The sequence below is a fragment of the Ruegeria sp. Alg231-54 genome (assembly GCF_900143525.1).
Taxonomy (GTDB): Bacteria; Pseudomonadota; Alphaproteobacteria; order Rhodobacterales; family Rhodobacteraceae; genus Ruegeria.
Map to the genome: position 1 here is coordinate 38725 of NZ_FREZ01000008.1, position 14137 is coordinate 52861.

The 14137-nt window shown below is 55.7% G+C and carries 14 protein-coding genes; 6 read left to right on the forward strand and 8 right to left on the reverse strand.

All coding sequences use genetic code 11. The features are described 5' to 3' along the window. Window positions 1-3 precede the first annotated feature (3 nt). The 6 genes from DHN12_RS14740 to DHN12_RS14765 all read left to right on the forward strand — a co-directional run bounded on the left by DHN12_RS14740 (window position 4) and on the right by DHN12_RS14765 (window position 4847). Window positions 4-414 carry a universal stress protein gene (locus DHN12_RS14740; protein WP_108860897.1) on the forward strand — a complete coding sequence of 137 codons (411 nt, stop codon included), beginning with the start codon at window positions 4-6 and terminating at the stop codon, window positions 412-414. Window positions 415-461: 47 nt separating this feature from the next. After that, window positions 462-968, forward strand: a complete 507-nt coding sequence (comD, locus tag DHN12_RS14745) for a sulfopyruvate decarboxylase subunit alpha (RefSeq protein WP_058275426.1) — start codon at window positions 462-464, stop codon at window positions 966-968. Beyond that, entirely contained in the window at window positions 965-1522 is a 558-nt protein-coding gene (gene comE / locus DHN12_RS14750) for a sulfopyruvate decarboxylase subunit beta (protein WP_108860898.1), read from the forward strand. Before comD ends, comE begins: the two co-directional genes overlap by 4 nt. Window positions 1523-1686: 164 nt before the next feature. Beyond that, entirely contained in the window at window positions 1687-2985 is a 1299-nt protein-coding gene (locus tag DHN12_RS14755) for a hypothetical protein (RefSeq protein WP_108860899.1), read from the forward strand. Between the two features lie 15 nt (window positions 2986-3000). Beyond that, on the forward strand, window positions 3001-4122 hold the full coding sequence (locus DHN12_RS14760) for a cytochrome-c peroxidase (protein ID WP_108860900.1): 1122 nt from the start codon (window positions 3001-3003) through the stop codon (window positions 4120-4122). Next, window positions 4122-4847: an MbnP family protein gene (locus tag DHN12_RS14765; RefSeq protein ID WP_108860901.1), complete on the forward strand. Its 726-nt coding sequence runs from the start codon at window positions 4122-4124 to the stop codon at window positions 4845-4847. Before DHN12_RS14760 ends, DHN12_RS14765 begins: the two co-directional genes overlap by 1 nt. 39 nt (window positions 4848-4886) lie before the next feature. Here the strand turns inward: DHN12_RS14765 and DHN12_RS14770 are convergent, their stop codons facing one another. From DHN12_RS14770 to DHN12_RS14805, 8 genes are all read right to left on the reverse strand, one after another. Continuing rightward, window positions 4887-5582, reverse strand: coding sequence for an outer membrane protein (locus DHN12_RS14770; RefSeq protein WP_108860902.1), 696 nt, complete (start codon window positions 5580-5582; stop codon window positions 4887-4889). A gap of 105 nt (window positions 5583-5687) precedes the next feature. Then, entirely contained in the window at window positions 5688-6932 is a 1245-nt protein-coding gene (locus DHN12_RS14775; protein ID WP_108860903.1) for a DUF3179 domain-containing (seleno)protein, read from the reverse strand. Between the two features lie 62 nt (window positions 6933-6994). After that, window positions 6995-8662, reverse strand: a complete 1668-nt coding sequence (locus DHN12_RS14780) for a sulfatase-like hydrolase/transferase (RefSeq protein ID WP_108861038.1) — start codon at window positions 8660-8662, stop codon at window positions 6995-6997. 254 nt (window positions 8663-8916) lie between these two features. Further along, window positions 8917-9900 carry a glutaminase gene (locus DHN12_RS14785; RefSeq protein ID WP_108860904.1) on the reverse strand — a complete coding sequence of 328 codons (984 nt, stop codon included), beginning with the start codon at window positions 9898-9900 and terminating at the stop codon, window positions 8917-8919. Continuing rightward, the gene (locus DHN12_RS14790) at window positions 9878-11317 is read right to left on the reverse strand and encodes a sodium:alanine symporter family protein (RefSeq protein ID WP_108860905.1); all 1440 of its coding nucleotides are present in this window, start codon (window positions 11315-11317) and stop codon (window positions 9878-9880) included. The genes DHN12_RS14785 and DHN12_RS14790 overlap by 23 nt, the downstream gene beginning before the upstream one ends. Window positions 11318-11622: 305 nt before the next feature. Continuing rightward, complete coding sequence (locus DHN12_RS14795; RefSeq protein WP_108860906.1) at window positions 11623-12699, reverse strand: PLP-dependent cysteine synthase family protein; 1077 nt, start codon at window positions 12697-12699, stop codon at window positions 11623-11625. A gap of 66 nt (window positions 12700-12765) precedes the next feature. Continuing rightward, window positions 12766-13827 (reverse strand): glutathione S-transferase C-terminal domain-containing protein, encoded by a 1062-nt coding sequence (locus DHN12_RS14800; RefSeq protein ID WP_108860907.1) that lies wholly within the window; start codon window positions 13825-13827, stop codon window positions 12766-12768. An 8-nt stretch (window positions 13828-13835) separates the two neighbouring features. After that, window positions 13836-14090, reverse strand: coding sequence for a hemerythrin domain-containing protein (locus DHN12_RS14805; protein WP_108860908.1), 255 nt, complete (start codon window positions 14088-14090; stop codon window positions 13836-13838). Window positions 14091-14137: the final 47 nt, after the last annotated feature.

Here is a 14137-nt window from a genome sequence, read left to right on the forward strand (position 1 = left end):
TTCATGTATAAAAAAATTCTCGTCCCAATGGCGCTGGATCATGGGATTTCGCCGCACACTTTGGAAATCGCCAAAGCCTTGTCGGCAGAAGGGGCCGAGATCGTGGCCCTGCATGTCTACGAGATGCCTCAGGGCTCTGTCAGTGCCTATCTCGACAAGGATGTCGTCGCCGAAGGCTTTCGCGCGGCACGCACCTTGTTGCGGGAAAAAGTTTCGGGGCTTGAAGGTGTTCAGGCCGAGATTGTCAAAGGTCACACGGCTCGCACGGTGATCGACTTTGCGACACAAAACAAATTTGACTGCATCGTCATCGGTTCGCACGAACCGGGCGTCAGCGACTATTTTCTGGGATCGACCGCCTCGCGTGTCGTCCGTCATGCGCCTTGCGCCGTGCATGTGCACCGCAGGCTGTAACCCGTCAATCGCGCCTATAGCGCCCATACAGGATTTACATATCGGACATGAACATAGACAAAAAGATCACCGACGATCTGGTGGCCAACGACATCTCATTCGTCACCACGGTTCCGTGCAAGCAATTGGCAGGCGTTATCGACGAAATCGACGCGCGTGAAGACATCTTTCACATCCCGTCGAACAAAGAGGATGAGGGCATGGGCCTGTGCGCCGGTGCCTGGATGGGCGGTAAACGCCCCGCGATCATCATGCAGAACACGGCCATCGGCGTAACCATCAACACGTTGGCAACGTTGATCCAATACTACCGCATGCCATTGCCCATGTTGATCTCATATCGCGGAGAGCTGCGCGAACCCGTCGCCTGCCAGGTCGAGATGGCGGTGCATACCAAGGCGCTTCTGGCACAGATGAACATCCCGACCTACCACTTCCATCATCAGGCAGATGTCGAGGAGCTGGATGCGATCCTGAAATACACCTTCATGTGCAACAAGCCGGTCGCCATTCTGACCGACGCCAATTTCTGGGGAGGCTATGGCGACCAATGATCCGTTCTGAAATCCTGAAAGAAATCGCGCCGATCCTGCGGGATCAATTGGTTGTCTGCAACATCGGCATTCCCAGCCAGGAGCTGCACGCCATCGACGACCAGCCCACCAATTTCTACATGCTGGGCACTATGGGGTTGGCCTCAAGCATCGGCCTGGGTCTGGCCTTGTCTCAGCCAAAGGCGGTCATCGTAATCGACGGTGACGGGTCCATCCTGACCAACCTCGGCACCTTGCCGACCATCGCCAACAACGTGGCTGACAATTACATCTTGCTGATTGTCGATAACGGATCTTATGGGTCGACCGGGGATCAGCCGACTTACGCGGGCAAAAAGACATCGCTGGCGGCTGTGGCGCAGGCCTGTGGTTGCGAGAATGTGGTCGAGTGCCAGGCCGAAGACACTGGCGCCGCATTGCAGGCAGCGCTCGACAGCGGCCAAATGACAATCATCGTCAGCAAGTGCGAAAGCGGCAATGCCAAGATGCCGGTGATCACGATGGACCCGGTTGTGATTCGCGACCGCTTTATGAAGGCCGTCCAAGCGTCCTAAAGAAGTCTATCAGCAAATATTAAGCCTACGCCGTCCCGTTCGGGGCGGCGTTTTTTTGTGCTCGATCGCAACCCAATTTGATGCAGTTTCCTGAATGTGATATGACGCTACGTAAGGTGAATTCCAAAATCATTTTTAGAAGTTTCATCGCAAGGGGGGGAATTATGAAATTCAAATTGCTTGCGCAAAGCGTGCTTTTCGGTGCCGGGCTGTTGATGGTTGGCCTAACGCCGGCGCAGTCTCAGACCCGCGAGGAAAGTCAGGGCATGGTTCTGCTGCGCGGTTTGCCGACGTTGGATACAGATCACAGCATCGCGATTGTCGAGCTGGATCCGGAATCTGATCAGTTCGGAGAGCTACTGAGTGAAGTTGAGCAGCCCGATATCCAGCATCCATTGCATCACCTCTACTACAGCCCGAACGGGCGTCTCTATTCGACCGGGTTGGACCCGTCCTGCAGTCTGGCTGAAATTGGACTGTCCCGCGATTCTAGCGGAACGCCGGTGATTGAGGGCTTTACCTGCCTGGATACCCAAGGGCAGATCGTTGGCGAGGACATCATGTGGGCCACGTCGAACGGGCAGGAGTATATGTTCGTGACCTTCATGGGTGGCACTGGAGGCGATGATGGCGGCTCGGTCGGTGTATTCGACACTCAGACCAACGAGGTGGTCAAAATTATCGAAGCACGCAAAAGCCAAGTCGGCGAGGGCGAGCCATATATCATGTACCCACACGGGATATCTGCGTTCGACGACCGCATGGTGGTCACCTCAACGATACATCCCGATATGACGACTGGTGTGGGAAATGTGTTGACGATCATAGACCTTAACACGCTTGAACCCATCCAAAACATCGTGGTGGAAAACGAAAAGCCGTTGGATTTTCCGTCTTCACCTGTCGAGGTGCTGTTCGCACGACCTGACATGCATGCTGACATTGAACCAGCCATTCTGGCCAATACGATGTTCGGATTCGAGACCTGGAAAATCCCCTATGACGCCGATTCCAAAACCTTTGGAGAAGCCGAAGTCATATATAGTGGCGTGGCCAATGAAACCGCTGTTCCGCTGGAGTTCTATGGCACTGAAGATGAGCTGTTCATCTCTCATGGATTACCGGGTGTTGTGAAGCGCTATGAACTGGCCGCACTGCCCGAGCTTGTATCCAGCGGGCCGGACATCGTTGCCGATCCGGGTGCACATCACATGATCTTTTTCACGTCCGCTTCGGGCCGAGACCTGATCGCCGTTCAAAATAACCTGCTCAATCTGGGCAACGCGGCTGATGACGACCCAACGGATGTGGATTTTATTGCCGACCTGAACGCACACACGATCACGATCCATGATCTTGAGACGGGCGAACGTATCGCCGAGGTCAATTTCAAGGAGCGCTACAACAAAGGCGTGGACAACGTTGAAGGGCTGTTTGGTTCGGGTTTTGTGCACCACCATTAATGCTCTGGGGCCGTTATGCTTCGGGTGTTTTTGACAGCGGCCGTCGCCGTGGTGATCGCGGCGACGGCGTGGGTCTTCTGGGACCGCGCACGCGGGCCCACGGCAACGCCGATCGCTGGCTTCTCGGCGCCCTTCGTATTTGGACGCTTTGCTGTGCCCCCGGACAACCCGCTGACACAAGAGGCCTTTGCCCTTGGGCGGCACCTGTTCTACGACCCGAGCCTGTCCGGCAACAATCAGGTGTCCTGCGCGACATGCCATATGCAGGCCCTTGCCTTCACTGATGGTCTGGCAAAGTCGCCCGCATTGTCTGGCGGAGAGCTGGAGTTCAGCTCCATGAGTTTGATCAACCTTCTTTGGGGCCAAGAGCGGTTCTTCTGGGACGGTCGCGCAACGTCGTTGGAAGCGCAGGCATTGATGCCGATTCAACACCCGGACGAGATGGATCAGGACTTGGATGCGCTGATCACGGAACTGCAGGCATCCCGCGACTATCGACGGATGTTCCGCAAGGCATACGGGGAAGTCAGCGCCGAAAACGTGGCCCGGGCGTTGTCGACCTTCATGCGAATGCTGATTTCGTCGGATTCAAAATACGACAGGTTTCTGCGTGGCGAAGTGCGTTTGACTGCGCAGGAAGAACATGGCCGCAAACTATTTATGGCGCATCCGGACACCAAGGTTTCATTGCGTGGTGGGAACTGCATCGACTGCCACAGCCAGTTCTTGACTTCCGGGTTTCGGGACGCATTGGATGGGTTTTCAAACAATGGGCTGGATTCCGATGACGACCTGCCGGATGGCCTGATGGCCGTGACCGGCAATCCGGCGCACAAGGGCTTCTTCAAAGTGCCGACACTGCGCAACATCGCCGTAACCGCGCCTTACATGCATGATGGTCGGTTCGAGACATTGGAAGAGGTCATGGATCACTACAATGACGGGATTGTCGTTAGCGATACGCTCAGCCCTTTGATCCTTGAGGCCGACAATGCACCAGAGGCCGGGCAGGGCACTGTGGGCCTGCGTATGACGCCCGACGAGGTGCAGTCCATCATCGCGTTCCTGAACACGCTGACGGATGAGGGTTTTCTAACAAACACACAGTTTTCCAATCCGTTCGAAGGAGACGGCTGATGCGTATTTGGATGACGGGACTAGCGATACTGTTGTTCGTTGGCGGAGCGCTGTTCTTTGCTCTTGGTCCGCAGCGCACTACGTCGATCACTTTGACCTTTCATGCGAAGATGGGTGATCATCCGTTGGTGTTTGATGAGTTCGTGTACGAAAACCCCGGCGGGCGCGGCACGTTCAGGGTTCGTGACTTCCGGCTCTACCTCAGCAACCTGACCCTCTCGCAAGATGGGGCACTGTTTGCTGAGCCTGACAGCTATCATCTGCTCCGGTTCGACAATCCGGAAACAACCAATTCGATCAGGCTGAACGACATTCCCCTGGGCAGCATTGAAAACGTCCGTTTCATGATCGGCGTAGACCCAGAAGCCAATGGCTCGATCCAGCCGCGCGGGGATCTTGATCCCAACAGTCAAATGGCATGGAATTGGGAGGTCGGCTATAAATTCGTCGTGATGGAAGGAACGCTGCGGATTGGCGAAGAGGTCTCGCCGTTGGTCTATCACGTTGGGTTTTCGGACAACGCGCGCGAGGTCGATATCCAGTTGCCACCGGATATCGCTGTTGAGGGCGATGTGGACCTGCACATGAACGTCGATGTTGCAAAGCTTTTTGACGGGCCCACGCAAGTCGACCTGCGTAAGCTCTCATCAGTCAAATTCAATCGCGATGACGCCGCCATGCTGGCCGACAATTACGCGGTCATGATCACCCCGTCGTTTAAGTGACTTTGGATCGGGTAAGGTTTGAAGGGCTAAAAGAGACCCTCAGAACCGATAAGTCGCACCAATCATGGGGCCTGACTGTTCGAACGTGAAATCGTTGCCGTCAATCTCGTGATCGAATGAGATATAGCGATAACCGCCGCGGATCACCCACCTGTCGTTGATTTCATAATCCGCAGTCAGCAAGACCTGCCATGTTTCGCTGTCGCTGCTGAAGCCGCCGTAGTCAAAAAAGCCGGTGCCGGACCACCTGTCGTTGAATGCGACGCGGGCTCGAACGCCGATGACCGGGTCTGTCCAGCTTTCATCGACACTGACGGACCGGCCCGGGGCTGCTCCGGGAAGGACGGTGAAATCGGTCTGCGTCCGAAACCAGCGGAAACCGCCGACCAGGTCCACGTAGGACGTATCTGTAGTATAAGCCCGGTAACCTACATAACCGCTGAAAAATTGCGTTGTGAGAGAGGTTTCAAGACCAGAACTTGCCGGACCGGGCGTGTCATTGCTGAAAGAGACGTCTACGTAGTTGTAGTCGGCCAATAGTGACCAGCGCCCGTTTGATGCACCAAAGACGCCCATGAATGCCAGATCGAGATTTTTTAGCGCGTCAGAGAAACTCAGCGTTCCATCAACGGTGCCGCGGGCAGTTTCCTGCGTAACCTCCGTTTCAGGCATGAACAGGTAAATTGTTGCCGCATAGGACCAATCTGATTGCTGCGCCACAGTGGCAGTTGTCATTGGTATCCATGTCGCGACGGCCCATGCTGCGGTCGTTATTGCCCTCTTAAAGACCATTTTGATCCTCCGTTTGTTCCAATTTGGCAATCTGATCTGATTGCTCATTCATTCAGCGGCTTCATCGGACTGTTGAACGCGCGGTCCGACACGATTGATATCGGTTTCCGGAAAGAACTCGGACCAGACATGCCAGAATACACCGGCACGCAGGGTCTCGACGCGTTGCAGTTTTCCCTGATCCGACATCCCCCAGAAATCGCAGCGGGTGATGGGCTGGCCTTTGTCATTGTACCAAACGCCAAGGCTTTCGTACTTTGGGTCCAGACTGACAACCACGTCTCGTCCACCGACATTTGCGTTTACGATCCAGTCATTCTCGACCACGAAATCATCGGTCCAGCAGGCGGCATCATTGCCGATCGTGATCCCCCAGACATAAGACTTATTCGGAAGCCGGTCGTCCGAACTGTCCATATTGTCCATGACGGGCGCATCTTCCTGATGCTGGCGCGCGATCCCCCAGCCAAAGGTTATCTCGGTCACCATGTCCAGCAGCCGCAAGAATGGGTTGGGCGAGGGCGTGTTCAGATACACCTCGCCATCGGGAAACGCTTTTTGAAATCCGCGGAACGTCATCCGATACGTGGGCCAGGGCTGCATCTTGGCGTCAGGTCGCACAGGGCAGGCGGGCCCATCCGTACCAGAATCACGATCTGCCTCGCGAAACCCATAGATCTGTTGGATGGGTTCCCCGGTTTCGTTGTCCCGCAGGATCAGGTTGTTGCCATGTTGGGCCAGAACTTCAAGATCCAGCCGGTTGCCTTCGATACGGGGGGCATAGCCTTGCCCAAGGTTGGCCATCGCGCAAAAGGTCATGACGATATCTTCGCCACCCAACCCGTCGGCGTTGCCGGCCAAATGGGGCCGCATGATTTGCGCATCGGGATGCGCCCGGGCATGGCCGTTGTTTTCAATAACGATGACCGGCGCGGTTGGACCGATGAATTTTTGCGCCTCGGCAATAGGAAAGAAGGCCGCAGTGTTGAGTTGGTTCCTCAGCCCCAGATGGACCCACACATAGGGAAATCCATACAGAACAAGAACCAGTAGCGTCACGAATAGCCACAGCCAGAATGGGCCGCCGCCCAGAATGAAATGCGCAAGCGTAGCGACGGCAAATCCGATCAACCCCACTGCGATCAGACGGTATTCGTGCCGGATAAACCGGATCATGTTTTTGCGTTTAACCTTAAGCACCATTTGTGAAATGTCGCCAAGATCGCGGAAATAGACGAACCCGATACCCAGTGAAACGACTAAACCCAGAGCGAAAATGATGTTTCCTGCCATATGTTTTTCCTGATTTCGGGTTCCAATAGACCGCCTGGAGGAAAACCGCGGGCGGTCAGGAATTATTGCTGCGGTGACGCGCGTTTTATGAGAAACGCGTCGACGGCGAGTTGGGTTTCCGGGCGAATATTCTCGATCCCTTCGTAAGGTACGCCATAGGCGGGCGCGGTGTCGGGGAATTTCTCTTTGCGGGCCATGTGGCGGCCAAGGATGCGTGCGAATTCCTGCCCGCCCCAGGCACCAACCTCTGTCGAGACCGAGTATTCTTCACGCGTGTCCCGGTAGAGATCAAAGAATTTTGCCAGAATAGCGCTTTCCCCCGGCCCCGGCAGTTTCAGCTTTAGCTGGTCTTTCACGACCGCCTTGGGCTTGTTCACCGAATAGACGATTACGTGATCGCGACGGGCCTTGGATTCGTCGGCAAACAGTAGGGCGGCAGACTGGTCCACTCCATCAACAAGCCTATCCCGCGGAATGTACTGATCCGCCCCGGCAAAGCGCGACAATGTCGTATAGAGGTCCGAGACATGGATGATGCTGTTGAGCAAACCGTCCGCCTCAATCATGCCGGGCCAGCGGATGAAAGCATCGACACGGATTCCGCCCTCAGTCGTGTCACCCTTGCCGCCAGCATAGATCAGCGGGGTGAATCCGGATTGCGGCGCGTATTTGGTGAAATGGCCATTGTCGCCCATGACCACAACCACAGTGTTTTCCGTCAGGCCCAGCTCTTCTAGCCGCGCGAACAAGTCGCCCAGCCACTGATCGAGCAACTGCATTTTGTCCACATACAGACCGCCGTTCACGCTCTCTGGCCCCGACCGTCCGGCGCGGGTGTTGTCCAGCGGAATCATCGGCCAGTATTGCAGGAAAAACGGGTCTTCACCGCCTGCAAGACGGTCCAGTTCTTCCAGTGTCTTGTCCTGAAACGCCTGGTTCATCTCGTCGTATTTCGCTGCGTTCCAGCGCTCACCGGTTTCCATGCGGATTTCGCGGATCGGACCGCCGGTTTCCCCCTCGATAACTGTCATCATCGCGGCAGAGTCCGGTCTGAACCAACCGTCCAGCGTGTATTTGTCGTCATAGTCCTTGATCGCGACCGAGACCTGCTCCTTGATCGCGTCGTCGTTGAATATAGTCAACTGACCCTGCTGATGGATGGCGTGCTGGGCATAATCAAAACCCTGATTCATCGCCCAGCTTTCAGCGATATCGCCCATGTGCCATTTGCCAACATGACTGGTAGCATAACCCGCCTGTTTCAATACCTCAGCCAGCGTCACCTCATCGCCGGGCAAACCAAAACCAGCGATGTCCACGGTCGTATCGCCCATGCCCATTCGCACAGGCAATCGCCCGGTCATTTGCGCCACGCGGGTCGGCGTACACGAAGGCTCGGTGTACATCCGCACCATCCGCAGTGCCTGATCTGAGAAATCGTTGATGTTCGGAGTCTCATATCCCCGAACGGCGTTAAGCTCGGGGATTCCCATGTCGCCAAAGCCCATATCATCGATCAAGACACTGATGATGTTTGGGGGCGTTCCTCCATTGCTTTCTCGAAACGCAGCCAGTGCTTCGTCAACGGCCGCGTCATCCTGGGCCCATTGCGATCCACGCTGTGCTTGAAGGATATAGAATTCCGCATCGTGTTGAATTGGGTTTTCCTGCGCTTCAGCTGATAAGGCGGCAAAGCCCAACGACAACACAAAAACACACTGCAATTTCATTCCAATCTCCCCTTCAGAATGCCGACTACACAGCGCAGGCTGTTTGTCATATTGAAACATTATTATATTTGCTGTTGAAACGCTACGCTGCAAATGCCGGTTGGAGGTAACCTCTCGATTTCTTGGGAAAGTCCGTCACACGTCGGCCGTATGCCACGTGTCTTAGCGGCTGACAGGAGGAACCCCGGAAGGTTGCGCAAAACCACGCGAAATATACGAGAGAAGCGGCGTGAGTGAACTGTGTGTTTCGGCAGTCAAACACTTGGCCCGAACACTGACCATCTGGTCGCGCGGACCAGTTCCTGAAATGCAATGCTAGCCAAATGAGAGTTGCCTTTTGCGTCCAGTCCCGGGCTCCATGCTGTGACCGCTGCGATGCCTGGTACGATACACAGGATGCCACCGCCGACACCGCTTTTGGCAGGAAGTCCGACGCGGAATGCAAACTCGCCCGAGGCGTCATAAGATCCACACATCATCATCAGCGCAGTCACTCTGCGGGCGCGCTGCGCGGACAGAACGGTTGAACCGTCTGCAGGGTTTTGGCCTGCGGCGGCCAAATAGCGGCCCGCAACTGCCAACTGACGACACGACATGGCGATGCTGCATTGGCGGAAATACAGCGACAGAACATCTTCGACCGGCGCTTTTAGGTTTCCCTCGGCTTTCATGAAATGCGCAAGCGCCCTGTTTCTGGACCCTGTCCGCATCTCGGAGTCTGCAACGGCTTTGTCCACTTGCATGGACGCATCCTCTGCGAGCGTCCGGCAAAGGTTCAGTACATCGTTGACCGCCTCATCAGAGCTTCGGTCTTCTAGCAGAACGTCGGCCACTACGATGGCGCCGGGGTTAATAAACGGGTTTCTGGGAATTCCACGTTCATGTTCGAGTTGGACGATTGAATTAAACGGATCGCCCGAAGGTTCGCGCCCCACACGTTGCCAAAGGGTCGCGCCCACACGTTGCCAAAGGGTCGCGCCCACATGTTGCAGGGCTTCAGTCAACGAAAAAACCTTGGAAATGCTTTGAATGGAAAACAGCGTGTCCGCATTTCCGGCCGATACAGGCGCGCCGTCAATGGGCGCGACAGCGATGCCGAACTGGTTCAGGTCAACCCCGGCAAGCTCGGGAATATATTGGGCGACCTTTCCGCGGTCGGACATGCCGGCAACGCGATCGGCGATGTCATCCAGAATGACCTGCAACTCGCCGGTTTCAATCAAGCTGGGGCTCGGCATATGCCTCCTCCGTCCAGACGGAGTGGTCCACGCCTTTGTCAAATTCAGGGAATTTGCTTGCCACAAAACGGGGTTCAAGATTTTGTCTTCGCTGCGTGAAATAGTCCACGGTCAGTTTGTATACCGTGCCTGATAGCAGCACGATGGCGACCAGGTTGATGGTTGCCATTACGCCCATGGCTGCGTCTGCAAAATTGAACACTGTGCTGACCGCTTGCACCGCGCCCCAGACGACCATGGCAAGACAGCCCAGGCGCAAGATGTAGATAGGCACATTGCCTTCCAGCTTCAGAAACGTCATGGCGTTTTCTGCGTATGAGTAATTGCCCAATATCGACGTAAAGCCAAAAAACACGATTGCGATTGCGATAAAATGGCGGCCGATCTCACCTAGGTGGACCGCTGCCGCATCCTGGGTTAGACGCATTCCGGTGGCCCCGTCCGGTTCGATGGCGCTAGACAGCAGGATCAGCAATGCGGTCGCGGTGGCGACCAGTATCGTATCCACGAAACATCCAAACGCCTGAACCAAACCCTGGCTCGAAGGATGATGCGGAGCCGGCGTGGCGACGGCTGCGATATTGGGGGCCGAACCCATGCCAGCTTCGTTTGAAAACAACCCGCGCTTGATACCATTGAGCGCTGCTGCCATCACGCCACCTGTGACGCCGCCTGCGGCTTCCTGAAGGCCAAAGGCTCCTGCAACGATAGACCACAGCATTGCAGGCACCTGTGGCAGGTTCAGGACAACGACGACGCAGGCCAGCAACAGGTAAAGCCCGGCCATGAGCGGCACGACGATTTCGGCAAACCGCGCAATGGTTCGGATGCCGCCAAAAATGACCACAGCAGCGGCAGCCGCCAGCGCCAGACCAGCAATCAATTTGTTCAACCCGAACGCGCCTTCGAACGCCTCGGCGATTGAGTTGGATTGGACGGCGACAAAAACCAGACCGAAACTGACGATCAGGCAGATCGAAAAGATCACACCGGCCCAGGGCGCGTTCAGCGCATTGGCCATGTAGAAAGCAGGACCGCCGCGGTATCGCCCGTTTGAAGACGTGACCTTGTAAAGCTGCGCAAGAGTGCTTTCGGAATAGGCTGTGGCCATCCCCACCAGGGCCACGATCCACATCCAGAAAATTGCGCCGGGGCCACCCAGGGTCAAAGCCACAGCGACACCGGCCAGGTTCCCGGTGCCAACGCGTGACGCCAGACTAACGGTCAGTGCCTGAAACGGCGTAATTCCGCGTTTGTCAGTGGATTTGGACGAGGTCAGAACTCGGATCATCTCGCCGAAATGTAGAAACTGCAGCGCGCCCAGACGAATGGTGAAAAATACGCCGACGCCGAGCAACCCGTAGATCAGGACGTAGTTCCAAAGAATAGAGTTAATGCCGTTAACAATAGCTTCCATCGTCCGCCTCCTGAGAATTCAGACCGTTCGAAAAGCAGCTAAAATACGATGCTTATTCTTCCATCATGCACGAAGGGAGGGTCGCCGAGTCAAGCTTCAAACCCGAAGATCGGCGAAACGCCCGGGCATATACAATTGATTTAGCGATAAGAATTCATTCGGGTGACGACGTCTTGCGCGAATTCGACTACAGACTGACCTGCGTGTTCCGAAGGTTGTGAGCGCGCTTGGAAAAAAGGGCATTCGGGGCGCAGGCCATCCCGAATGCCATTGTCTTAACATCGTCCAGTTGAAGTGTGCTTTGCCTATTCGGCGGCCATCTGTGCCGAAGGTGTCGACATCGAAATCATGCGCTCGTCTTCGGTCATGTCTTCTTCGATCCCGTCGAAAAGTGGTGTGGAGAGATAGCGCTCGCCCGTGTCTGGCAACATCACCAACAAAACGGAACCCTGTGGCGCTTGCTCGGCCACTTTCATAGCAACAGCAAGCGTCGAGCCACCAGATATTCCCGTGAAAATCCCTTCTTCCGACGCCAGCCGCCTGGACCATTCAATCCCCTCGGCACCAGGGACAGGGATCAATTCATCATAGTAATCCTTGTCGATCGCCTCTTGCAGAACCCATGGGATAAAGTCTGGGGTCCAGCCCTGAATGGGGTGAGGTTCAAAATTCGGATGGCTTTCCGTGGGTTGGTGACCCTCGTTGCGGGTGTTTGTATAACCCGATGACACAATCGCCGCGTTGGCGGGTTCTGTCAGGATGATTTTCGTGCCGGGGCGCTCTGCACGAAGAACGCGTGCGACACCGGAAACGGTCCCGCCGGTGCCATAGCCGGTGACCCAATAGTCCAGTCGCTCACCTTCGAAATCTGCCATGATTTCTCGGGCAGTGGTGTTCTCGTGAATATCGGCATTTGCCGACGTCTCGAACTGGCTGGCCAGAAACCATCCATTCTGTTCGGCTAGTTCCTTGGCTTTGACATACATGCCAAAGCCCTTTTGCGCGCGCGGCGTCAGCACGACCTTTGCCCCCAGAAAGCGCATCAGCTTACGACGCTCGACCGAAAAGCTGTCGGCCATGGTCAACACCAGTGGATACCCTTTGGCAGCACACACCATCGCAAGGCCGATCCCGGTGTTGCCGGATGTGGCCTCGACAACAGTTTGTCCAGGTTTCAGCCGCCCGTCACGTTCCGCCGCCTCGATAATGTTCAGCGCCAATCGATCCTTGACCGAAGCTGCAGGATTGAAAGCCTCGAATTTCACATAGACCGTCACATGCGACGGCGCGATCTTGTTGATCCGAATGCAGGGCGTGTCACCTACGGTGTCGAGAACACTGTCATAAAGCCGTTTGCGTCCCTCAGTCTGCCGAATTCCCATGGCAATATCCCTCTCTTGGTTGGAAAAATTCGTGCCAGTTTATACCAAGTTCGCTGCTTCGGCGCTTTAAACATTTGTCTTGGGAATGACCGACGAAGTCCCGTGCTGAACCGCCAGTTCAGGATGCCCATAAGCTTTTGGGTACGTCATCGGCACGAATGGGCCTGCGGGAATGACACCGTTCCAGCTTCGGCCGAAATACCCTTGCCGACAGTGATCCAATGAACTGCTTTTCGCCACCCCGGGCAGGTCATGGATGCGACAAAGCCAGCGCCAGAGGTGCGGGTAGTCAAGGATCTTGGCGCCATTTAGCTTCATGCGCAGGTAGTAAACCGGGTCGTGGCGGTAGAGCGTCGGGAAAAGGCGCAGATCGGCTTCTGTAAATCGGTCCCCGGTCAGAAAAGGTCTGCCATCGCTGGCCAAGCGGTCTTCCAACTGCGCCAATGTTTTGAAGTAAGTCCCGAAACTGGCGGCATAGACGTTTTGATCAGACGAGAACCCGGCCTTGTATGCCCCGTTGTTGATGGCGACGTAGATTTGCACGTTCAGTTCGTCAATTTCAGCTCGGATCGCAGGATCATCCGGGTATAGGTTGGGCCGGTTGGCTTCATTGCAGGAGCGGCCCAGCAGCGCCGCATTGCCATTCAGCATTCGAATGATCTCGGCGCTTTCATTGTTGACGATACGGCCGGCTATTTTGTCATACAGGATCGGAACTGAACGTTCTTCTGAGCCTTCAGCCCGGTAGATTTCGCGAACCAACCTGAAACCTTGTCCCGTTGCGGTTTCCAAGGTGCATTCAGGCAACGTCGCTCCAGTTGCCGAAGCAACAAGCTCGGGGGCGAACTGCCAGTTGTTCGGACCCTCTGGGTCGTCTTCTGTGGTGCGATTGGGAAACGCCACATCCATCGAAATGCTATCCCGCAGTCCCAATATGTTGCGGGCAAGCGTCACCCGATGGCACCACGGGCAATTGAGGGCGACAAACAGGTGATAGCGCCCCGGTTCAGCCGGGAACTCTGGATCGCCGATAGCATGTCGGAATCCACTGACGCCGCGCACGAACTCCCCTCGTGCGCGGCGTTCTGAGGCATGGGCCTGATCTTCCTGTTTGGAATGGTCGGTCATGCGTGGCCTTATCCTCTTAGGCGGTGGTGCAGGATAATTGGAACCGCAAGGTCTTCCTCATCGCTCAGGTGGCGTTTCAGAAAGGCCTCGATGGCCTCTGATGTGTCGCGCAAGGATCCGACTTCGGATCGGGCCTGAGCCTCATCCAATTGAATGAGCTTGATCACACGATTGGCCGTCCTTGTGTATTGGTCAAGGACCAGATCGAGATCGGCATGGTCCTTTTCCAAAACCTTAAGCCCACAGGCAAGGTCACCGCCCACTCAATTCAGGGCTCCCAGTTCACTGGCCGAGATGGGCAGACGTTCCT